Origin of the sequence: Tabrizicola oligotrophica (assembly GCF_011008935.1) — a bacterium.
In the GTDB taxonomy this organism is placed as follows: Bacteria; Pseudomonadota; Alphaproteobacteria; order Rhodobacterales; family Rhodobacteraceae; genus Tabrizicola_A; species Tabrizicola_A oligotrophica.
Genome location: NZ_JAAIVJ010000001.1, coordinates 157,045 through 178,164, shown reverse-complemented (window position 1 = coordinate 178,164; position 21,120 = coordinate 157,045). Strand labels below are relative to the sequence as shown.

The 21,120-nt window shown below is 65.6% G+C and carries 16 protein-coding genes and 1 tRNA gene; 11 read left to right on the top strand and 6 right to left on the bottom strand.

What is annotated here, in order from left to right:
- Positions 1 to 2 precede the first annotated feature (2 nt).
- On the top strand, positions 3 to 2,423 hold the full coding sequence (locus G4Z14_RS00860; protein WP_164622859.1) for a GcvT family protein: 2,421 nt from the start codon (positions 3 to 5) through the stop codon (positions 2,421 to 2,423).
- A gap of 142 nt (positions 2,424 to 2,565) precedes the next feature.
- Positions 2,566 to 3,159: a nucleotidyltransferase family protein gene (locus G4Z14_RS00855; RefSeq protein ID WP_164622857.1), complete on the top strand. Its 594-nt coding sequence runs from the start codon at positions 2,566 to 2,568 to the stop codon at positions 3,157 to 3,159.
- 40 nt (positions 3,160 to 3,199) lie between these two features.
- Here G4Z14_RS00855 and G4Z14_RS00850 read toward each other — a convergent pair whose 3' ends face one another.
- The 4 genes from G4Z14_RS00850 to ypfJ form a co-directional block, all read right to left on the bottom strand.
- A complete protein-coding gene (locus G4Z14_RS00850) occupies positions 3,200 to 5,893 on the bottom strand; it encodes a Hint domain-containing protein (protein ID WP_164622855.1) in 2,694 nt (897 codons plus the stop codon).
- 477 nt (positions 5,894 to 6,370) lie between these two features.
- Positions 6,371 to 8,605 carry a Hint domain-containing protein gene (locus G4Z14_RS00845; protein ID WP_407703788.1) on the bottom strand — a complete coding sequence of 745 codons (2,235 nt, stop codon included), beginning with the start codon at positions 8,603 to 8,605 and terminating at the stop codon, positions 6,371 to 6,373.
- Between the two features lie 946 nt (positions 8,606 to 9,551).
- A tRNA-Leu gene (locus G4Z14_RS00840) sits at positions 9,552 to 9,635 on the bottom strand.
- A gap of 42 nt (positions 9,636 to 9,677) precedes the next feature.
- Positions 9,678 to 10,523 carry a KPN_02809 family neutral zinc metallopeptidase gene (gene ypfJ, locus G4Z14_RS00835; RefSeq protein WP_164622853.1) on the bottom strand — a complete coding sequence of 282 codons (846 nt, stop codon included), beginning with the start codon at positions 10,521 to 10,523 and terminating at the stop codon, positions 9,678 to 9,680.
- A gap of 131 nt (positions 10,524 to 10,654) precedes the next feature.
- Here ypfJ and G4Z14_RS00830 point away from each other — a divergent pair, with 131 nt between their 5' ends.
- Genes G4Z14_RS00830 through G4Z14_RS00820 form a run of 3 tightly spaced genes read left to right on the top strand, consistent with a single transcriptional unit; the run spans position 10,655 to position 12,249 of the window.
- A complete protein-coding gene (locus tag G4Z14_RS00830; RefSeq protein WP_164622852.1) occupies positions 10,655 to 11,239 on the top strand; it encodes a YqaA family protein in 585 nt (194 codons plus the stop codon).
- A gap of 7 nt (positions 11,240 to 11,246) precedes the next feature.
- Positions 11,247 to 11,708, top strand: a complete 462-nt coding sequence (locus G4Z14_RS00825; RefSeq protein ID WP_164622850.1) for a disulfide bond formation protein B — start codon at positions 11,247 to 11,249, stop codon at positions 11,706 to 11,708.
- 4 nt (positions 11,709 to 11,712) lie between these two features.
- Positions 11,713 to 12,249: a hypothetical protein gene (locus G4Z14_RS00820; RefSeq protein WP_164622848.1), complete on the top strand. Its 537-nt coding sequence runs from the start codon at positions 11,713 to 11,715 to the stop codon at positions 12,247 to 12,249.
- A gap of 844 nt (positions 12,250 to 13,093) precedes the next feature.
- Here the strand turns inward: G4Z14_RS00820 and G4Z14_RS00815 are convergent.
- On the bottom strand, positions 13,094 to 14,260 hold the full coding sequence (locus G4Z14_RS00815) for a deoxyguanosinetriphosphate triphosphohydrolase (RefSeq protein ID WP_164622847.1): 1,167 nt from the start codon (positions 14,258 to 14,260) through the stop codon (positions 13,094 to 13,096).
- 88 nt (positions 14,261 to 14,348) lie between these two features.
- Between G4Z14_RS00815 and G4Z14_RS00810 the strand changes: the two genes are divergently transcribed.
- The 3 genes from G4Z14_RS00810 (at position 14,349) to xth (ending at position 16,278) form a co-directional block, all read left to right on the top strand.
- Positions 14,349 to 14,675: a HesB/IscA family protein gene (locus G4Z14_RS00810; protein WP_164622846.1), complete on the top strand. Its 327-nt coding sequence runs from the start codon at positions 14,349 to 14,351 to the stop codon at positions 14,673 to 14,675.
- Between the two features lie 87 nt (positions 14,676 to 14,762).
- The gene (locus tag G4Z14_RS00805; protein ID WP_164622845.1) at positions 14,763 to 15,437 is read left to right on the top strand and encodes an ankyrin repeat domain-containing protein; all 675 of its coding nucleotides are present in this window, start codon (positions 14,763 to 14,765) and stop codon (positions 15,435 to 15,437) included.
- A gap of 61 nt (positions 15,438 to 15,498) precedes the next feature.
- Positions 15,499 to 16,278, top strand: a complete 780-nt coding sequence (xth, locus tag G4Z14_RS00800) for an exodeoxyribonuclease III (RefSeq protein ID WP_164623479.1) — start codon at positions 15,499 to 15,501, stop codon at positions 16,276 to 16,278.
- A 90-nt stretch (positions 16,279 to 16,368) separates the two neighbouring features.
- Here xth and G4Z14_RS00795 read toward each other — a convergent pair whose 3' ends face one another.
- On the bottom strand, positions 16,369 to 18,009 hold the full coding sequence (locus tag G4Z14_RS00795; RefSeq protein ID WP_164622843.1) for an NAD(P)H-hydrate dehydratase: 1,641 nt from the start codon (positions 18,007 to 18,009) through the stop codon (positions 16,369 to 16,371).
- 166 nt (positions 18,010 to 18,175) lie between these two features.
- Between G4Z14_RS00795 and G4Z14_RS00790 the strand changes: the two genes are divergently transcribed.
- From G4Z14_RS00790 to G4Z14_RS00780, 3 genes are all read left to right on the top strand, one after another.
- Positions 18,176 to 18,514, top strand: a complete 339-nt coding sequence (locus G4Z14_RS00790) for a P-II family nitrogen regulator (protein ID WP_164622842.1) — start codon at positions 18,176 to 18,178, stop codon at positions 18,512 to 18,514.
- 63 nt (positions 18,515 to 18,577) lie between these two features.
- Positions 18,578 to 19,987 carry a type I glutamate--ammonia ligase gene (gene glnA / locus G4Z14_RS00785; RefSeq protein WP_164622840.1) on the top strand — a complete coding sequence of 470 codons (1,410 nt, stop codon included), beginning with the start codon at positions 18,578 to 18,580 and terminating at the stop codon, positions 19,985 to 19,987.
- A 211-nt stretch (positions 19,988 to 20,198) separates the two neighbouring features.
- On the top strand, positions 20,199 to 20,834 hold the full coding sequence (locus tag G4Z14_RS00780) for a hypothetical protein (protein WP_164622838.1): 636 nt from the start codon (positions 20,199 to 20,201) through the stop codon (positions 20,832 to 20,834).
- Positions 20,835 to 21,120: the final 286 nt, after the last annotated feature.

Sequence of the window (21,120 nt, the reverse complement as noted above, 5' to 3'; positions counted from 1 at the left end):
ACATGAAAACCCATGCCCGCGTGGTGGTGATCGGCGGCGGCGTTGTCGGCTGCTCGGTGCTTTACCACCTGACCAAGCTCGGCTGGTCCGACGTCATGCTGATCGAACGCTCGGAGCTGACCTCGGGCTCCACCTGGCACGCGGCGGGGGGGTTCCACACCCTGAACGGCGACACCAACATGGCCGCCCTGCAAGGCTACACCATCCGGCTTTACAAGGAGCTGGAGGAAATCACCGGCATGTCCTGCGGGCTGCACCATGTCGGCGGCATCACCCTTGCCGACAATCAGGCGCGCTTTGAACAGTTGAAGGCCGAGCGCGCCAAGCACCGCTACATGGGGCTGGATACCGAAATCCTCGGGCCGGAGGAAATCCGCAAGTTCACGCATGGCATGGTGAACCTAGAAGGCATCATCGGCGCGCTTTACGACCCCCTCGATGGCCACCTTGACCCTTCGGGCACCACCTATGCCTATGCCAAGGCCGCGCGGATGGGCGGGGCCGAGATCGTGCTGCACAACCGCGTGCTGGAAACCCGGCCTACCCGCGACGGCTGGGAAGTCGTCACCGAAAAAGGCACTGTCACCTGCGAGCATCTGGTCAATGCCGGCGGCCTCTGGGCGCGAGAGATCGGCGCGATGGCCGGGGTCTACCTGCCGCTCTTGCCGATGGCGCACCAGTATCTCGTCACCGACGACATTCCCGAAATCATGGAGATCCTGAAATCGGGCAATGAATTCCCGCATGTGATGGACCCCGGCGGCGAAAGCTATCTGCGTCAGGAAGGCCGCGGCCTCTGCATCGGGTTCTACGAAAAGCCCTGCGAGCCGTGGTCGGTCGACGGCACGCCCTGGGACTTCGGCCATGAACTGCTGAACGAGCAGTTCGACAAGATCGAAGACTCGGTCAACTTCGCCTACCGCCGCTTCCCGGTGCTGGAACGCTCGGGCGTCAAGCGGGTGATCCACGGCCCCTTCACCTTCGCCCCCGACGGCAACCCGCTCATTGGTCCGGTGCCGGGCCTGCGGAACTACTGGTCGGCCTGCGCGGTGATGGCCGGCTTCAGCCAGGGCGGCGGCATGGGTCTGGCGCTGGCGCAATGGATGATCGAGGGCGAGGTCGAACGCGACCCGCGCGGCTTTGACGTGGCGCGCTTCGGCACCTGGACAAGCCCCGGCTACACCGTGCCGAAGGTGATCGAAAACTATCAGATGCGCTTCAACGTCTCTTATCCGAACGAGGAACGCCCAGCCGCCCGCCCCTTCCGCACCACGCCGATGTATGAGGTGTTCGACGGCATGAACGCGGTCTGGGGCCAGCAATACGGGCTTGAAGTGGTGAACTACCACGCGCTGCCCGGCGAGCCACGCCATGAAGACCCGACCTTCCGCCGCTCGAACGCCTGGGAAGCCACCCGACAAGAGGTGATGGCGGTCCGCGAAGGCGTCGGCATCAACGAGTTGCAGAACTTCGGCAAATATCTGGTCAAAGGCCCGAACGCCCGCGCCTGGCTTGACCGGATCATGGCCGGCAGCATTCCGAAGCCCGGCCGGCTGTCGCTGACCCCGATGCTGGCCCATTCCGGCAAGATCATCGGCGATTTCACCGTCTCCTGCCTTTCGGAAACCGAATTCCAGCTGACCGCCAGCTATGGCGCGCAGGGCTGGCACCAGCGCTGGTTCGAGCAGAACCCGATGGAGGGCGTCGCGGTTGAGAACATCTCCGACTCGCGTTCCGGCTTCACCATCGCCGGCCCGAAGGCGCGCGAGCTTCTCGCCCGCTGCACCCGCTCGGATGTCTCGGCCGAGGCCTTCCGTTTCATGGACGTGAAGAAGATGACCGTCGGCATGGCCAATTGCCTGATCCAGCGCGTCAGCTACACCGCCGACTTGGGCTATGAGATCTTCTGCGATGTCCATTCGGTCCGCCACCTCTGGGACACGCTGAACGCCCACGGCGCCGACCTTGGGCTGCGCCCCTTCGGCATGCGCGCCATGATGTCCCTGCGTCTCGACAAATGGTTCGGCTCCTGGGGCCGCGAATTCTCGCCCGACTATACCCCGATGGAAACCGGGCTCGACCGGTTCATCCGCTGGAACAAGGAGGCCGACTGGATCGGCAAATCCGCCGCGCTCGCGGAAAAGGCCACAGGGCCGAAACGCCGCCTCGTCTCCTTCGTGGTCGATGCCGATGAGGCCGATGTCGTCGCCTGGGAGCCAATTTGGCTTGACGGCGCGGTGGTCGGCTTCTGCACCTCGGGCGGCTTCAGCCACTGGACCGGCAAATCCGTGGCCCAGGGCTTCCTGCCGGCCGAGGCGGTGAAGGACGGCCTCGAGTGCGAAATCGAGATCCTCGGGATGCGCCGCAAGGCGACCGTCCACCTCGCGCCGCTATGGGACGACGGCGGGCGGATGCGGGCCTGACCCCTCGCCGCCTTCAATGTGGTGAAAATATCCTCGGGGGGATGCCATTGATTTCGCCATCGCTCCGAGAGACCAATGGCATGGGAGCAACGCGACGAAGGGGGGCAGACAGCCCCCCTTTTTTCATGGCATCACCCGTGCCATGACACCCGAAATCCTCCTCCTCGCCGCCGGCTCCTCCTCGCGCATGCGCGGCGGCGACAAGCTTCTTGAATGCATCGACGGCGAGCCGCAACTGGCCCGCATCGCCAGGGCGGCGCTTGCAACCGGCTGCCCGGTCAGCGTCGCCCTGCCCCCCGACCGGCCCGGCCGCGCGGCCTGCCTTGCCGGCCTGGCCCTGCGCCTTGTCGCGGTGCCGAACCCCGAGGCGGGCATGGCCGCCAGCCTGACGGCAGGTCTGGGCGCCCTGCCCGCTGCCGCGCCGGTTCTCCTGCTCCTCGCCGACCTGCCCGAAATCACCGCCGAGGACCTGCAGACAATCCTCGCCGCCTGGCAGATCCGCCCCGACTGCATCGCGCGCGGCGCCGCGGCGGACGGCACCCCCGGCCATCCGGTCGGTTTTCCCGCCGACCTGCGCCCCGAGCTTCTGGCCCTGACCGGCGATCTCGGCGCGCGCGAGGTGATCGGGCGCCACAAGGACCGGCTCATGATCGTGCCGCTGCCCGGCACCCATGCCACGACCGACCTTGACACGCCCGAAGACTGGGCGCGCTGGCGGGCCGGCCGGAATTCGTGACGAATTCCGCCCCGATTTCTGCCTCAGAAATCGGCGCCCTTCAGTGGCCCAGCAGCACCCGCGCCTCGCGCGCCTTCAGCGCCAGTCTGGCGGTCGGAAAGGCGGCCTTGTCGGTGGCAAGTTCGGGGAACAGGTCGAGGATTTCGGCGCGCTGGCCGTCGTCCATGGCTTCCAGCGTCAGCTCGCCCGGCTGGAAGCTTTCCGACCAGGCCCCGTCGGCCCGCAGGATCTCGTGGTTGTCGAACAGGATGTGGATGTAGGACACCCGCCTTGCCAGCCGCTGCTCGATCCCGGCCAGCCCGACCAGATGCCGCGCGGCCACCAGAACCTCATGCTCGCCGAACAGCAGTTCCGCCTTCGGACCCGAGATCAGCATGCGGTGCTGCGGGCTGACCTGCATGTCGCGCTGCGGCAGGCCCGCGCCCAATGCCCCCGCCGCAATGAAGACCGGGTTGAACCGCGGCTCGGCGGCGAGGTCTGCAGCATCCAGATCGCGCCGGCCAGCCCAGCGGATCACCTGATAGCCGTTGTCGCGCGTCAGCACCCGGTCGCCCGGTTGCAGCCCCTCCACCGCCACCTCGCCCCGGTCGGTCAGGATCATCGTCCCCGGTGTGAAACAGGCCACGACCCGCTCGATGTTGGCAAAGCTCATCGTGCCGATGACATTGCCCGCCCGGTCAAGGAACTCGACAGTGCCGTTCTCGGGGTTGTTCGCATCATAAAGGATATTGGTCGCCGGGTGGCCCCAGGCGGTCAGATCCAGCGTGTCAAAGTCATCGCCGCCTTCGCCGCCGTCCACCACATCGCCGATGCCGGCGACCAGCAGGTCGCGATCATCGCCGCCGAGCAGGGTATCGGCCCCGCCGCCGCCGATGAGGCTGTCATTGGCCAGGCCACCCGTCAGGAGGTCGGCCCCCTCGCCCCCGCTCAGCGCATCATGGCCACTGTCGCCCTGCAATGTGTCGGCCCCGCTGCCGCCGCTGATCGTGTCATTGCCACCCAGCCCCGAAAGCGTGACGCCCGTGGTCGTCGCCGCGCCGTTCAGGTTGTCGGCATAGGCCGTGCCGCTGACCGCCTCGATTTCGCTGAAACTGCCGGTGGTGCCGGAGGCTGTGCCCTGAAAGGCGTAGCTGCCGGCCTCGTTGCCGGAAAAGGTCACGGTGACGCCATTGGTCGAGACAGTGTTGGCAAAGGCGATCTGGTCGCGGTCCACCCCGCCTTCGCCGCCAAAGATCGTGTCGCCCTGATGGTCGTCGGTGACCGCGAAGAGATCGGCGTCATCCTCGCCATAAAGCGTGTCGCTGCCGACCCCGCCCGACAGCGTGTCATTGCCGTCGCCGCCAAACAGCCGATCATTGCCGCCGCCGCCGACAAGGCTGTCGCGCCCGGCCTCGCCATAGATGGTGTCATTGCCGGCGCTGTCGGCGCCGTAGGTGCCGAAGCTGTCATTGCCGTCGCCAAGGCTGGCCCAGTCGTCGCCCGCACCGCCGAACACCGTGTCGTCACCGGTGCCGGCATAGATCACGTCATTGCCAAGGTTGGCGCTGACGCTGTCATTGCCCGCGCCTGCCATGATGTAGTCGGCATCCCCCGTGGTGCCGCCGACGCCCTGCCCGTCATTGTTGTCGATACGGTCGCCGTCCGGATCGCCCAGATAGCCGGTCTGGATGACATCGGCCCCCGCCGTGCCCTGCACGATGCCGTCCGGCCCGGTCACGGCAACGGTTTCGATGAAGATGTAGCCGACGTCGGTGTTGCCGGCGGCATCGCGGACCGAATAGGTCAGCGTGTTGGTCCCGAGATCGCCATCGGAAAACACCGTCACCGTGCCGTCGGCGTTCAGCCGCACGCGTTCGCCCGTCGGCAGCGTCACAGTCTGGCCGGCCACCACCGCCGTGCCGTTCAGATGGGTGATGGTCAGGCCGCTGTCCAGCATGTCGCGGTCATTGGCCAGAATGTCGAAGCTGCGGCTGGAGTTCGCCGTCAACTGCACCGTGTCATCCATGGCCAGCGCATAGGTCTGCACGCTGTCGCCCATGATGAGCAGGTTGGAATCGTAGATCGCATCGCCGCCATCTGCGATACCGATCTTGATCGAGTTCACCTCCCCCGCGTTGACCGGCGCCTTGAAGGACAGGACATAGGTGAAGCCGTCCATCTCGGTGTTGAACTGGTCGGCCGTATTGTCACGGTAGAGATTGCGGTTGGCGTTGGCGTTGACGTTGTCGATCGAGATGTTGCCCGCGACCGTGATCGTCGCCTGCACGAACTGGCCGTTGACCCAGACGCCGAAAGCATCATTCACGCCGCCATTGACGTATTCGGGATATTCCTCCGAGGTGAAGACGAATTGCATCGTCAGCATGTCACCCGTCGGAATGAAACTGGCGCTCAGGATCGACCCGTCATAGGTCTGCATGCCCGCGACGGCATTCAGTTGGCTGTCGCCGTTGATGCCACCCGCCGTATCGGTCGTGGCGCCGGCGTTGAGATTGGTGTCGGTCGTGCCAGAGGAATTGGTGAAATCGGCGACATTGCCGGTGGACAGGATCACGCCGCTGTCACCGGGCACGATGCCGGGGATGGCGGACTGGGCGCCGCTGTAGATCCCCGACGACAGCGCGTCGCCGCTGTAGCTGGCGGAAACCACCTGAATGCCGCTGCCGAACATGGCATTGGCCATATCCAGCGCCGTGGCGGTGGTGTTGATGGTCAGTTCATTTGCAATAGCCATGGCCAGGCCCCCCCTCAGGCAACAAACACGCGACAAAAAGGCGCGGCCGGAACGGGGAATTCAGGGGGGTGTCGGGCAGGGGCGCGGCAGAAATCCCGCACCTTCCAGGGTCAAACCGGACCGTCACCATCATCGTTCCATCCCGAACAAACGCGACCCGTGCCCCGTCCCGACGGAAGGACACATTGCGCCAGCCCCGGTTGTGCCAGAACTTCGTGAGGAAACCGTGGACGGATTTCGGTCAATTCGAGAAGGATTGTGGCAAGGGTCTGTCCTTGGCGGCGCCGGCGCCGAGGCGCTTCCGCCTGTGGTTGCGGTCCCTGCGCGGCAAGCTGCCGTGCGGCGCCCGTTACCGCAGCCAACTTAGGCCTTCCCGCCCCGGACCGCGGCGTCCAGCATGAAAAAGGGGCCCGCAACGGGCCCCTTTTCCTTTGCAACCGGGGACAGACTGCCAACCCGGCTGCGCTGCATAACCGCTTATTTCGCCAAGAGCCGCGCTTCGTGCTTTTTCAGCGTCCGCCGCGCCGCCTGATAGTCGTTCAGGCCCGCCTCGGTCCTGAGGTCCGGGAACAGCTCGAAAATCTCGGCGCGCTGGGCGTTGCCCATCCCCTTCAGCGTGAAGTCGCCGGGCTGGAAGCTTTCAGTCCAGGCCCCGTTCGACAGCACGACCTCGTGGCGGTCGAACATGAAGTGGATATAGGTCGTGCCGATCGAGTCGATCGACTGGATGCCCGCCGCCGCCACCAGATGCTTGGCCGAGACCAGCACCTCGTGTTCGTCGAAGTAAAGCGCGGTGCGGTCATTGGCCACCAGCATGCGGTGATTGGGCGAGACCATCATGTCGCGCTCGGGCAGGCCGTTGCCAAGGCTGCCCTGACGGATCAGCACCGGCTTCAGATGCGGGTTGGTGGCCAGATCGCGCCAGCCAAGCGCCTTCTGCCCGGTCCAGCGGATTTCCTGAATGCCGTTGTCGCGGGTGATGACGCGGTCGCCGGCCTTCAGATGCTCGACCGGAACCTCGCCCTTGGGCGTCGCGATCAGTGTACCGGGTGTGAAGCAGGGCACGATTTCCTCGATGTTGCTGAAGGTCAGGCTGCCGGTCACATTGCCGTCGCCGTCCAGAAATTCGACCCGGCCGTCAATGCCGTTGCCGTCGCTGTCCTCGACCACGTCGCGCAGCCGGTAAGGCGTGGCGCCCGACAGGATCAGCCGGTCAAAATCGTCGCCGCCGTCGCCGCCATGGACGGTGTCGCCCGTGCCCTGCGCCGCGCTGCCGACATGAAAATCGTCGCGGTCGGCATCGCCCGACAGAAGGTCGGCATTGTCGCCGCCGGTGATGGTGTCATTGCCCTGCCCGCCCGAGACGGTGTCGCTGCCCTGATCGCCGAAGATCCGGTCGTCGCCGACATTGCCGCGGATCGAATCCTCGTCGATGCCGCCATAGATCAGGTCATTGTCCTGACCGCCGTCCAGCGTGTCATCGTCATCCATGCCGAAAAGCGTGTCATTGCCGAGCCCGCCGACAATGCTGTCGCGGCCGTTGTCGGGGCGCAGGTCGGTGGCGTCGGGGATGTTCACCGCCTCCGGCACCGCCGGGCCATAGCCGCCATAGACCAGATCATCGCCCCAGCCGGCGTCGACGGTGTCATTGCCTTCAGCGCCGACGATGGTGTCATCGCCCTGATTGCCGTTGACGAAGTCGTCGTCGAAGCCGGCGTCGATCAGGTCATTGCCATAGCCGGCCTCGATCAGGTCGGCATCATCGCCGGTCAGGATCGTGTCATCGCCCTCGCCGGCGCGCACGGTGTCGCGGTCGTCGTCGGGATTGGCGTCGGCGCCGTAAAGCCCGGGATAATCCTGATCGGGCAGCGGCGTGCCCTCGCCGCGGGTGTCGATCAGGTCGTCATCGGTGCCGCCGCGCACCGAGTCATTGCCGTTGCCGCCGTAGATCGTGTCATTGCCGTTCTGGCCGGTGATCGTGTCATCGCCGTCCTGGCCGTAGATCGTATCCTCGCCGTTCTCGCCGTTGAGGAGATCGTCGCCGGCGCCGCCTTCGATGGAATCGTCGCCCTGCCCCGCCGCCACCGTGTCATTGCCATCCCCGGCGAGAATGCGGTCGTCGTCGGGCGCGTCGCCCGGCAGGATCGCATCGTCGCGGTCCACGAAATCGCCGTCATTGTCATGGGGGTAAGTGACGTCGATCAGATCATCGCCCGCCGTGCCGCGCACGATGCCGTCGCGGGTGATGTTGTCCACGGTATCGGACAGCTGGAAGAGCGTCACCGAGCCCTCGAAATGCTGATCGACGTTGTTCAGCAGACCGGGGTCGGAACTGGCCTGACCGGCACCGATCATCCAGGGCTGGCTGAGGCCCGCGCCGCTCATGTCCATGGTCAGCGTGTTCGGCACGGCTTCGGTAAAGCTCGCGCCAGAGGTGGCGTTGTCGATCACCAGAATGCCGCCCGCCCCGCCCTGATACCAGGAATAGCTGAGGCTGATCGTGTCGCCCGGATTGGCAAAACCGGGAGCGGTTCCGAAAGTTTCGGTGCCGGTCGCGGTTTCATGGCTGATGACCACCGAGCCATCGGCAAGGATTTCAATGCGATAGCCGCCGTCCGTCGTGCCCGCGCTGTCGCGCGACAACAGCGTCTGGGTGCCGCACAGCGGCCCTTCGCCCATGGTGAAGCTGATGTCGAGCGTGCCGCGATCCATCTGGAAACTGGGATCGGGAAAGATCTTTACAAGGTCATTGTCGCCGTCAAGCACCGCCTGACCGCCGGTCGCCGTCGCACCATTCAGATAAAGCCCGTTCTGCGCCCCGTTGCCGAGCGCACTGTCCAGTGCGGTCGACGTCAGGTCGTCGAAATCATACAGGGCGAAAACCGGCACTCTCTCATCCTCACTTGCTCGGAACCGCTCCGCGATCCCCGACCACCTGCCCCCGCTCCGACTGGAAAACAGGGACTGACGCCAACCCGATCACCGGATCCTGCGCCCAGATGCCTGCCGCCGCTGGAGGGATGAGAGAAAGCACCACCGTTCGGGGAAAACCCCGTTCACGACACTGATTTTAATGATGTCGCACCAGATCCGCAGAGACCCGATGAATTGGCGGCAATTCCTTCAAACCCAAGACGTCTTGCGACGCCCACCATGCAACAGCCGCCCCCACGGCCAAACTGCCCTTCGCAAAGGACCCCTTCTGAATACCGCCGCTCTGGACGCAGGTGAAGCAAAAAAGACGACAATGTGGCGCAACTTTGTTCCCGCCTGCCGCAATGGCACGGGAAACCCGGAGGTTTGCACAATCCAGTGGCGATGCAGTGTTTCCGACATCGCATCAGCGCCCTGAGCTTTGTGCCGTAACGCCTTAAAGCTTCACATGTTTTCAAATGGCGCCAAGTCAGGTTTCCGCTTGCTGTTTCTGAAACGGAAACACCGGCACCCCCGCCACTGCTTTCCTTGTTTCCGCCTGATTTTAGACAAACTTCCTGAGAGGTTGTTTCAACCTCGGCGCCAATCCCGGGAAATGCCGGAAATCTTTGCTGCCGCGCAGCCGGTCACGCAAGATCAAGCCGAATCATGCCACCGTGCCGCGCCGGACCTTCCCGCGCAAAAGCCGGGAATGTGGCGAAAATCTGGCAGATGTTGTTAAAGCTGGTGCCCGAGGCGAGACTCGAACTCGCACGACTTGCGTCGGAGGTTTTTGAAACCTCTGCGTCTACCATTCCGCCACTCGGGCCAGCGGGTTTCGTTTATCCGGCCCCGCGGGCGGCGTCAACGGTCACAAGTCGGGCGCCTCGAATGTGTTGCAGGCCGCGATCTCGCCAGTCTCCAGCCCGGTCTGGAACCAGCCCGAGCGCTGCTCGGCCGTGCCATGGGTAAAGGTGTGCGGCATCGGGCGCTGGCCGGCGTTGCGTTGCAGCGTGTCATCGCCGATCTGGCGGGCGGCGTTCAGCGCCTCCTCGAAATCGCCGCGCTCGATGGCGCCGAACTCCTCCTGCACGCCCCGCGCCCAGACCCCCGACAGGCAATCGGCCTGCAATTCGATCATCACCGAGATGCGGTTGCTTTCGGCTTGGCTAACCTGACTGCGGATCTGGTTGGCCTGGCCGAGAATGCCCAGTTCGTCCTGCACATGATGGGCCACCTCATGGGCCACCACATAGGCCATGGCGAAATCGCCCCGCGCGCCAAGCTGGCGTTCCATCGTCGCAAAGAACTCGGTGTCGAGATAGATCTTGCCATCGCCGGGACAATAGAACGGCCCCGTTGCCCCTGACGCAGACCCGCAGGGCGAGCGCGTGGCGCCCTTGAACAGCACCAGCGTCACCGGCGCATAGTCGCGGCCAAGCTGCGCGGCGAATTCCTTGGCCCAGATCGTCTCGGTATAGCCGAGCGACACCGCGACAAACTCGCCCGCCGCCCTGTCGGCCTCGGTCAGCTCTGCCCCGCCCGTCTGCGGCGCCATCCCCGGATCGTTCAAAAGCGGCGTGACGTCGATGCCAAGGAAATAGCCGATGATCAGCACCGCCACCAGACCAAGCCCGCCGACCGCCCCACCGCGCCCCGCGCTCATCTGGCGGCGATCCTCGATGTTCCGGCTTTGCCGTTTGCCACGCCATTCCATCCCGCACCCTTTCACCAAACCCCACGCCGGATCATAAGACCGTCGCCGACGGGGTGGCAATCGACATACTGTGTGTTGACCTTGCCGCCGCCGCGTGGCCAAAGGACAGCAAACCGCAGGCAGGACCGCCGATGTTTCGCAGGCTTTACGACTGGACGCTGAGATGGGCCGCCTCGCGCCATGCCGAAAAGGCGCTGGGCGCGGTGTCCTTTGTGGAAAGCTCGGTGTTTCCCCTGCCGGCGGACGTGCTGTTCATCCCGATGGTGCTGGCCCGGCCCGAGCGCGCCTTCCGGCTGGCGCTGATCGCCTCGGTGACCTCGGTGCTGGGCGGCGTCTTCGGCTGGCTGATCGGACATTACGCCTTTGACCTGATCGCCCGCCCCTTGCTGGAGTTCTACGGCAAGACCGCCGCCTTTGACGCGCTGAAAGACGCCACCGGCACCGGCACCATCCTCCTGCTGCTGGTCACCTCGGGGTTTTCGCATCTGCCGCCGATGAAAGTGGTCACAATCCTGTCAGGTCTGGTGTCCTTTGACCTGACACTGTTCATCCTGTCTGCCATCGTGGCGCGCGGCGGGCGATTCTACCTCCTGGCCTGGCTGCTGAAACGCTATGGCAGGCCGATGGCCGAATTCGTCGAGCGCCGTTTTACCCTGATTGCCGCCGTGGTGCTGTGTGCCGTTGCGGTGATCTGGGGCACCTTGAAATATGTCTGAGGCCCGCATGACCCGCACCCACCTTGCCCTTCTCGCCGCCGCCGGTTCCGCCGGACTTTTGCTCGGCGCGCTGGCCTTTCAATACATCGGCGGGCTGGCGCCTTGCGTGCTGTGCATCTGGCAGCGCTGGCCGCATGTCGTGGCGCTGGCCTTCGCCGGGCTGTACCTGTGGCGCGGCGGACCTGTTCTGGCGGCCCTCGCCGGGCTTGCCGCACTGAGTTCTGCCGGGATCGGCGTGTTCCATGTCGGCGTGGAACAGGGCTGGTGGCAGGGTCTGGCGCAATGCAGCGTCAACACGCTGGCGGCCGTGTCGTCGGCGGACCTTTTGAACACCGAGGTCAATGTCGGGGCCCCGGCGGCCTGTGACAAGGTGGCCTGGTCGCTCATGGGCATTTCGATGCCGGGCTGGAACGTACTGGCCTCCACCGCCGTTGCGGGTCTTTGGGCGCTGGTCGCCCGCAAGGGCTGATCCGGTGGCGGCGAGCCTGTTCGCCCGCGCCCGGTTCATGGCCGGGCTTTTGCTGCGCGTGGCAGGCCGCACCCTGCCGCAGGGCCATCCCGCGCCCCCACCCGCCGAAAACCCCGAAGCCCTGATCGAGGCGCTGATGACCGGCGATATCGCGGCGCTCGACGCCCGGGGACCGAGGCTGGCCCGCGCCAGCGAGGCCCGCGGCATCCCGTGGTTCTTCATCGCGCTGGAGACCGGCAGCCCTTCGGCGGTGCAGTGGTTCCTGGCTCACGGTGCCAGCCCCACCGACCCCGACCGCACCGGCCGCCTGCCGCTGGAAGCGGTGATCCAGCGCAGCGCCCTTGCCGACGAATTCGACGACCATCTGGAGGACTGCCCGGCCATGGCAGCGGCGCTGATCGCCGCCGGAGCCAGCCCCGGGACGCGCAACCTGCAAGGCCAACCCCTTGCCGAGCTGGCCCGGACAGTCGGGCTTGACCTGCCACAGACCGCGCCCGCCAGCCCCCCACCCCCCTCCCCTCCCCACAAGGGGGACGGGTGAGCCAAGGCGACAGGGGCGCCGCCCTAGGCCACATGGCGCCTCCCTCCCCCCTCCGTGGGGGAGGGTCGGGGTGGGGGGGCCGGGTCCTCGCCCAGCAGTCTCTGCCCCTGTTGCAGCGCGAAGCGGTCGGTCAAGCCCGAGAGGTATTCCACGCTCTACCCGCCGCGCGCCCTGACCAGACACCGGGGCCCTAGGCCCGAAGGGTCGCGGGATACCAGCCGCTCCCGCCAGCCCCTCCCTGCAAGCGGGACGGGTGAGCCAAGGCGACACGGGGCGCCGCCGCCCTTGGCCGCATGGCGCCTCCCTCCCCACTCCGTGGGGGAGGGTCGGGGTGGGGGGACGCGGGCTACCCCAGCAGTCTCAACCCCTCTTGCAGATCAAAGCGGTCGGTCCCGCCCGAGAGGTATTCCACGTTCCACCCGCCGCGCCCCATGACCGGACGCCGGGACCCAAGGCCCGCAGGGTCGCGGGACACCAGCCGCGCCCACCAGCCCCTCCCCACAAGGGAGACGGGTGAGCCAAGGCGACAGGGGCGCCACCCTTGCCCGCATGGCGCCTCCCTCCCCCCTCCGTGGGGGAGGGTCGGGGTGGGGGGACGCGGGTTACCCCAGCAGTCACTGCCCCTCTTGCAGCGCGAAGCGGTCGGTCATGCCCGAGAGGTGTTCCACGTTCCACCCGCCGCGCACCCTGGCCAGACACCGGGGCCCAAGGCCCGCAGGGTCGCGGGACAAGAGCCGCGCCCGCCGGCCCCTCCCTGCAAGCGGGACGGGTGAGCCAAGGCGACAGGGGCGCCACCCTTGCCCGCATGGCGCCTCCCTCCCCCCTCCGTGGGGGGGGACCCGGACTACCCCAGCAGTCTCTGCCCCTCTTGCAGCGCGAAGCGGTCGGTCATGCCCGAGACGTAATCGGCCACGATCCGCGCCAGTTCGGTCTCGCCTTGCGCGGCCTCGACGTCCTGCCGCCATTCTTCCGGCAACAGCTCGGGCCGCGACAGGAACAGCGGGAAAAGCCCGTTCACCACCTGCGTCACCTGCGTCCGCATCACCACCACCGAAGGCGCGCGATACATCCGGGTGAACAGGAACGACCGGATCGCCTTCAGCTCCTGATAAAGCGGCTTGGAAAAGCGGATGATGGTGGTGCCCATGGCCCGGATTTCCTCCACCGATTTCGGTTGCGCCGCCTCCAGCCGGCCCTGCGCCACCGCAATCACATCCTCGACCATGCGGCCAAAGACCCGGCGCAGCGCCTCGTGCCGGCGCCGCATCTTTTCCAGCCCCGGATAAAGCCGGTCGACCTCGGCAAAGGCCGGGCCGGTGACCGGCAGCTCCATCAGGTCGCCTTCCGTGAACAGGCCCGAGCGCAGCCCGTCGTGCAGGTCATGGTGCGAATAGGCCACGTCATCGGCAATCGCGGCCACCTGCGCCTCGGCGCTGGCATGGGTGTGCAGTTCCAGATCCCAGAGCGCATTCACCTCGGCCAGCGCATAGGGCAAGGGACCGGCATGTTTTGCATCGGCGTTGGGGCCGATGACCGGGCCATTGTGCTTGGCAATCCCTTCCAGGCTTTCCCAGGTCAGGTTCAGCCCGTCGAAATCGGCATAGTGCCGCTCCAGCCGGGTGACGATGCGCAGCGCCTGCGCATTGTGGTCGAACCCGCCATAGGGCGCCATCAACAGGGCCAGCGCATCCTCGCCAGTGTGGCCAAAGGGGGTGTGGCCCAGATCGTGGGCCAGCGCGATGCATTCCGAAAGATCGGTGTTCAGCCCCAGGACCCCCGAGATCGTGCGCGCCACCTGCGCCACCTCGATCGAATGGGTCAGCCGCGTGCGGTAGTAATCGCCTTCGTGTTCCACGAACACCTGCGTCTTGTGCTTCAGCCGGCGGAAGGCCGAAGAATGGATGATCCGGTCGCGGTCGCGCTGAAAGGGGCTGCGGAACGACGACATCGTTTCGGAAAACAGCCGCCCGCGCGAGGCATCGGGCAGGCAGGCAAAGGGGGCAAGGGACATCTTCCGCCGTTCTTGTTCAGGTCTTTGCCCTACCCTATATTCAATGCAGCGGCCTTGAACAGGGCCGGACCTGCAAAGGGATGCACCGATGAACCTGCCGCCCCGCGTCACCGACCGCGCCTTCGCCCGTCTTGCCGAGATCGCCGCCCTGACCGGCGAGGCCCGGGCCTTGCGTGTCGGCGTTCTGGGCGGCGGCTGCTCGGGGTTTCAATATGACATCCGGCTTGACGATCCGGCGGCGGACGATCTGGTGATCGAGAAATCCGGCGCGAAGGTGCTGGTCGATCCGGTCTCGCTGCCTTTCCTGGCGAATGCCGTGGTGGATTTCACCGAGGAACTGATCGGCGCGCGCTTTGTCGTGGAAAACCCCAATGCCTCGTCCTCCTGCGGCTGCGGCACTTCGTTTTCGATCTGAACCCGGCCAGTCTCCGGCTTGTGATTTGCGCTTTGCCGGCGCGGGCCGCAGAACGCGGGGCAGGATCACCGGATCAGGACTGTCCCCATGCTGCGCCGCCCTTTCCTCGCCTGCGGTTTTCTCTTGCTCGGCAGCCTCGCCTCGGCCCAGACCGCCCCCAACGCCGCCGAGCTTGCGGCCTATGACGGCCTGCTGCAGGCCGCGGCCGAAGGCGACGCCGAGACGATCCGCAGCCTCGCCGCCGCCGGGGCCGATCTGGAAACTGCGGACAGCGCCGGTCGCCGCGCGGTGCATGTCGCGGCCTTCGCCTCCTCCGAAACCGCCCTCGCCGCCCTGGCCAGGGCTGGAGCCGACCTGAACGCGCTCGACGGCGAGACTTATGACGCCGTGACCATCGCCGCCGTCGCCAATGACCCCGAGTTCCTCTCCGAGGCGCTGCGCCTCGGCAACCGCGCCGATCTGGTGACCAGCCGCTGGGATGGCACCGCGCTGATTGCCGCCGCCCATCTCGGCCACGCCGAAGTGGTGCGCCGGCTGATCGCGGCCGGAGCGCCGCTTGACCATGTCAACAACCTCGGCTGGACCGCGCTGATCGAGGCGGTGGTGCTGGGCGACGGCGGGCCGGACCATCAGGCCACGGTCAAGGCGCTGGTCGCTGCCGGGGCGAACCGCGAGATCGCCGACCGCGACGGCAAGACGCCGCTCAGGCTGGCCGAAGAGCGCGGCTACGGCGAGATTGCCGCGCTGATCCGCGGCGAGTAACGGCTTTCCCCCGGCCGCCAACCGCCCTACTCTGGCCGGCGTGACCAGCGGAGCCGCCCCGATGAAACTCGCCACCTTCAACATCAACGGCATCAAGGCCCGGATCGAGGCCCTGCCGGCCTGGCTTGCCGCGGCCAGCCCCGACGTGGTCTGCCTGCAGGAGATCAAATCCGTCGACCAAGCCTTCCCGCGCGAGATCTTCGAGACGATGGGTTACCGGGTAGAAACCCATGGCCAGAAAAGCTTCAACGGCGTGGCGATCCTGTCGAAACTGCCCTTGGAGGACGTGACCCGCGGCCTGCCCGGTGACGAGGCCGACGAACAGGCGCGCTGGATCGAAGCCACCGTCATGGCCCACCGCCCGATCCGGGTCTGCGGGCTTTACCTGCCGAACGGCAACCCCGCACCGGGACCGAAATACGACTACAAACTCGGCTGGATGGCGCGGATGGAGGCGCGCGCCCGGGCGCTGCTGGCGCTGGAAGAGCCCACCGTGTTCTGCGGCGATTACAACGTCATCCCGCAAGACGCCGACGCGGCCCGGCCCGAGCTGTGGACCACCGATGCCCTCGCGCTGCCCGCCTCGCGCGCCGCCTTCCGCCAGCTCATGGCGCTTGGCCTCACCGACGCCTTCCGCGCCCGCAACCCCGCCCCCGGCCACTACAGCTTCTGGGACTATCAGGCCGGCGCCTGGGAGCGCAACAACGGCATCCGCATCGACCACCTGCTGCTCAGCCCGCAGGCCGCCGATCTCCTGACCGAGGCGCAGATCGACAAGCAAGTGCGGGCCGGCGACAAGCCCTCGGATCACGTCCCGGTCTGGGTCAACCTCGACATCTGAGCCTTTCAGACTGGCCCAAATATCCCCCGCGGAGCGTCCGGCATCGGCGGCAGGAGCCTCCGGCGGGGATATTTTTCCCAGTATGAAAGATCAAAGCCCGAGCGCGCGGAAGACCTTGGGCAGTTCTTCCGGCAGATCCTCGGCGATCAGCCCCGGCCCGAAGGACCGCGCGCATTCGACATGCAGCCAGGCGCCGGTGCAGGCGGCGTCGAAGGGCGCAAAGCCGCGGGCGAGAAGCCCGGTGAGGAAGCCTGCCAGCACATCGCCCGATCCGGCGGTGGCGAGCCAGGGCGCGGCGCGGTCATAGACGGCGGCGTTGATGGCAGCGCGGCCCGAGGGGTCGGCGATCACCGTGTCGGGGCCTTTGAAAAGCACCACACAGCCCGCGCGGGCGGCGGCCTCGCGGGTGGCGTCGAGTTTGGAATAGGCGGGGCCTGTGGTGGCGGGGGCGTTCAGTCTTTCGGCGATGTCGGGGAACAGGCGGGCGAACTCGCCGGCATGCGGGGTGAGGATGCAAGACCCGTGCAGGGCGGCGAAAAGCTCAGGGCGCTGCGACAGGATCGTCAGCGCATCGGCATCCAGAACCAGACGCCTCCCCTCCCCCTTGTGGGGAGGGGTGGGGGGTGGGGGGATATGGCTTGGTGGGGGGCGGCCTAGCGCCGCCGCCAACATCTCCGCCTCCCGCTCCCCCGTCCCCATCCCCGGCCCGAGGCAGAGGGCGTTGATGCGGGCGTCCTGCAAGATTTCAGTCAGCGCCTCGCCCCTCGCCACCTCGCGCAACATGATGGCATCGAGCCGTGCGGCGTTCTCGGCCATGGCACCGGGGGGCGAGGCCAGCGTCACCAGCCCTGCCCCAATCCTGAGCGCCCCCCGGGCGGCAAGGCGGGCTGCGCCAGAGCGCCCGTGGGTGCCAGAGACGATCAGGGCATGGCCGTGGGAGAATTTGTGAGTGTCCCGCCTTTTTCCAAGACGTTCGGTGTGACAGGTGGTCAATTTCAACGGGGCGTTACCGTTCCCTTTGAGGCCGATATCCACCACCACCACCTTTCCGCAATGGCGCGGACCGTCCTCAAGAAGATGTCCGGGTTTCAGGCCGTGAAATGTTACGGTCAGGCCAGCCTCTGCCACATAGCCATCCAGCGCAGGCCACGGTGCGACTGCCCGCTTTTCAGTACGATAGCCGTCGGGTTCCAGAGGGCGGCCACTCTGCGAACACAGCCCCGACGGCAGGTCGACCGCCACGACGGGTCCGCAAAGATAGCCCATAAAGAGATTGTAATGGGCACAGCCAACATCTTCAGGCACGGAACGAGCGAGGCCAATACCGAAGAATGCATCGACGATTAGGTCTGCCACTTTGCCGCCGCGCGCATCTACCACGGCATTTAGGACGGCTAGCGCAGTCACCTCCCCCATCCCCACCCACCGCTCATAATTCACCCGCGCGTCCGGGGGCAGCTTTTCGGGGTCGCCGTAGAGAAACACTTCCACCTCCCAGCCCCACTCCTTCAACAGCCGCGCCACGACGAACCCGTCGCCGCCATTGTTGCCGGGGCCGCAGAGCACTACCGCGCGGTGCGAGGTGGCGCGCAGCTCTGGCCATTCCTCGAAAACCGCCTCGACCACGCCGCGTCCGGCGCGTTCCATCAGCTCAAGGCCCGTCACTTCGCCGCTGGCAATCGCCGCCTGTTCAATGGCGCGCATCTGGGCGGCCGTCAGAAGTTCGGTCATTTTCGCGGCACCCCGTTCGCAATCCGCCTGTTTTCACGGCCATATGACTAAATTTTGTGCAGCCGCCCCAGATTCCTGCGGCGCTTTGCCCCTGCTCCAGCCTAGCCAATTGTCCCTGCGCGCGGGAAGTGGTGAATGACCGCAGAACCAACCGGGGGAGTCGGCCGTGAAGAAGATCGAGGCGATCATCAAGCCCTTCAAGCTGGATGAGGTGAAGGAAGCGCTTCAGGAAGCCGGGATCCAGGGCCTCAGCGTCACCGAGGTCAAGGGCTTTGGCCGCCAGAAGGGCCACACGGAACTCTATCGCGGCGCCGAATATGTTGTCGACTTCCTGCCCAAGGTGAAGATCGAGGTCGTGCTGACCGACGACATGGTCGATCAGGCGATCGAGGCGATCATCTCGGCGGCGCGCACCGACAAGATCGGCGACGGCAAGATCTTTGTCTCCCCCGTCGAACAAGCCATCCGCATCCGCACCGGCGAGACCGGTGATGATGCTGTGTAACACCAGACCTTGAAGAACACGGGCACTCGCCCGGAACGAAACCTGAAACCGAAAGGCAGCATGATGAGCGCAGTTGCGAAGGCTCTCAAACTGATCAAGGACGAGGAAATCGAATATGTCGATATCCGCTTCACCGATCCCAAAGGCAAACTCCAGCACGTCACGCTGATCGTCGACCTCGTCGATGAGGACTTCTTCGAGGAAGGCTTCATGTTCGACGGCTCGTCCATCGCGGGCTGGAAGTCGATCGACCAGTCGGACATGAAGCTGATGCCCGACGCCTCCTCGGTCTACATCGACCCCTTCTATGCCGAAAAGACCCTCTGCGTGCATTGCGACGTGGTCGAGCCGGACACCGGTGAGGCCTATGACCGCTGCCCGCGCCAGATCGCCAAGAAGGCCGAAGCCTACATGAAGTCCTCGGGCATTGGCGATGCGTTCTACTGCGGCCCCGAAGCCGAATTCTTCATCTTCGACGACGTGCGCTATTCGGTCTCGCCCCGCAAGGTGTCGTATGAGATCGACGCCGAGGCGGCCTCGTGGAACACCGACACCGTGTTCGAAGGCGGCAACTCGGGCCACCGCGCGGCGCACAAGGGCGGCTATTTCCCGGTCAACCCGATCGACGAAGCGCAGGATCTGCGCGGCGAGATGCTGTCGACCATGAAGCGCATGGGCATCAAGGTGGACAAGCACCACCACGAGGTTGCCACCTGCCAGCATGAGTTGGGCATGATCTTCGGTGGTCTGGTCGAACAGGCCGACAACATCCAGAAATACAAATACGTCATCCACAACGTGGCCCATGCTTACGGCAAGACCGTGACCTTCATGCCGAAGCCGATGAAGGGCGACAACGGCTCGGGGATGCACGTCAACATGTCGATCTGGCGCGACGGCAAGCCGCTGTTCGCCGGCGACAAATATGCTGATCTGTCGCAGGAAGCCCTGTGGTTCATCGGCGGCGTCATCAAGCATGCCAAGGCGCTGAACGCGCTGACCAACCCCGGAACCAACAGCTACAAGCGCCTGATCCCGGGCTTCGAAGCCCCGGTGCTGCTGGCCTATTCGGCCCGCAACCGCTCGGGTGCGGTCCGGATTCCGTGGACCGAATCGCCGAAGGCCAAGCGCGTCGAGGCCCGTTTCCCCGATCCGTCGGCGAACCCCTATCTGGCCTTCGCGGCGCTGCTGATGGCCGGCCTTGACGGCATCAAGAACAAGATCGACCCGGGCCCGGCTTCAGACAAGGACCTCTACGACCTGCCGCCCGAGGAACTGGCCGAAATCCCGACCGTGTGCGGTTCCTTGCGCGAAGCCCTTGAGTCGCTTGAGAAAGACATGGACTTCCTCTTGGCCGGCGGCGTGTTCTCGCGCGAGCAGCTCGAGGCCTACATGGCGCTGAAGTGGGAAGAGGTCTACGCCTACGAACACACCCCGCACCCGGTGGAATACGCGATGTATTACTCCTGCTGATCGCGGCATGAGACAAGACAGCGGGCCGCCCCTTCGGGGCGGCCCGATTGTTTTTCCGGGTTCAGACACAATTCCCGCGCGATTTCGCAGCATTATGGCCAGACCATGAAAGGCCGCCTTAAAGCTTTAATCAATTACCCTGATTTCTCCCATTTTTGGACACAGCAGGGCTGTCTCGTTGCCGGGATCCATTCGAGATCGGGAGAGCATCATGTCGTATCAGCCCCGCTTCGATAAAGAGTTTGACACGGTTTGCTTCAAATCCTCCCGCACGGTCGGGACGCCCGCCGAGACCACCGGCACGCCGTCCCTGACTGCGGCGATTGCACAACTGGATTGTGCGATCTCGATGAGCCCGTTGCCCGAACTGGCCGCTTTCGACAGCCGGGACGAGGTCACGGACGCCAATCTTTTCCTGTCGGGCACGGAAGACGAAACCGAGGCGCCCGCCAATTTCCTGCGCGTCTCGCCGCGTTCGCGGCTGGCGCGAAGCCGTGTCGTGGCGCTGCGCCGCCGCCAGATGCGCTCGCACCTGCAGCGCGCCCAGGTGCAATGGCCGCTGGCCGGCGGTCAGGACGAGGGCGAGCTTGCCCGCCTGCGCGACTGCCTCTACCCCGAGGTCGAGGAGATCGTGGAAGAGCGGCCCTCGACCCAGATGCGGCTGGCGACCCATGCCATCAGCCTGTCGCTGGTGGCCACCGCCCTGCCGATCGGCGCCGCGGTGATGACCTACAACCTGCTCAAGGGCGAAGACATGCGCGTCACGGCGCGGCTGACCACCCTGACCGGGCTTGCCCTGGCCATCTTTGCCGGCAACCCGGCGCTGGGGCAATTGGTCGGCCTTTGAGGCGGCTTCCCGCCTTGCTGAACGGGCCCCGCTTGCGGGGCCTTTCGCATTCTGGCCCCGCGCGCTTCAAGTGTTTCTGTAACTTGACAAATCCATGAAGATGCCGGGCATTTGAATTGGGGCAGAAACAGACTGCAACCTGTAGTTTTTTTCACGCATTAGACACAATCAGTCCCCCAATGCTCCACAATCTTTATGCATGCTCCGATCAACCCAGAGCGGAGAACTGCGATGCCAGACGCCGGTTTGAGTACCATTGCCCAGTTGTTGTGTCATGACACTCCCG

Bases quoted from the DNA above. Each gene is read 5' to 3' on its own strand.
- G4Z14_RS00860 (WP_164622859.1), top strand. From the start codon at position 3: ATGAAAACCCATGCCCGCGTGGTGGTGATCGGCGGCGGCGTTGTCGGC.
- G4Z14_RS00850 (WP_164622855.1), bottom strand. From the start codon at position 5,893: ATGGCTATTGCAAATGAACTGACCATCAACACCACCGCCACGGCGCTG.
- G4Z14_RS00780 (WP_164622838.1), top strand. From the start codon at position 20,199: ATGTCGTATCAGCCCCGCTTCGATAAAGAGTTTGACACGGTTTGCTTC.
- G4Z14_RS00810 (WP_164622846.1), top strand. From the start codon at position 14,349: ATGAACCTGCCGCCCCGCGTCACCGACCGCGCCTTCGCCCGTCTTGCC.
- G4Z14_RS00805 (WP_164622845.1), top strand. From the start codon at position 14,763: ATGCTGCGCCGCCCTTTCCTCGCCTGCGGTTTTCTCTTGCTCGGCAGC.
- glnA (WP_164622840.1), top strand. From the start codon at position 18,578: ATGAGCGCAGTTGCGAAGGCTCTCAAACTGATCAAGGACGAGGAAATC.
- G4Z14_RS00845 (WP_407703788.1), bottom strand. From the start codon at position 8,605: ATGGATCGCGGCACGCTCGACATCAGCTTCACCATGGGCGAAGGGCCG.
- G4Z14_RS00830 (WP_164622852.1), top strand. From the start codon at position 10,655: ATGTTTCGCAGGCTTTACGACTGGACGCTGAGATGGGCCGCCTCGCGC.
- xth (WP_164623479.1), top strand. From the start codon at position 15,499: ATGAAACTCGCCACCTTCAACATCAACGGCATCAAGGCCCGGATCGAG.
- G4Z14_RS00825 (WP_164622850.1), top strand. From the start codon at position 11,247: ATGACCCGCACCCACCTTGCCCTTCTCGCCGCCGCCGGTTCCGCCGGA.
- G4Z14_RS00855 (WP_164622857.1), top strand. From the start codon at position 2,566: ATGACACCCGAAATCCTCCTCCTCGCCGCCGGCTCCTCCTCGCGCATG.
- G4Z14_RS00815 (WP_164622847.1), bottom strand. From the start codon at position 14,260: ATGTCCCTTGCCCCCTTTGCCTGCCTGCCCGATGCCTCGCGCGGGCGG.
- G4Z14_RS00795 (WP_164622843.1), bottom strand. From the start codon at position 18,009: ATGACCGAACTTCTGACGGCCGCCCAGATGCGCGCCATTGAACAGGCG.
- ypfJ (WP_164622853.1), bottom strand. From the start codon at position 10,523: ATGGAATGGCGTGGCAAACGGCAAAGCCGGAACATCGAGGATCGCCGC.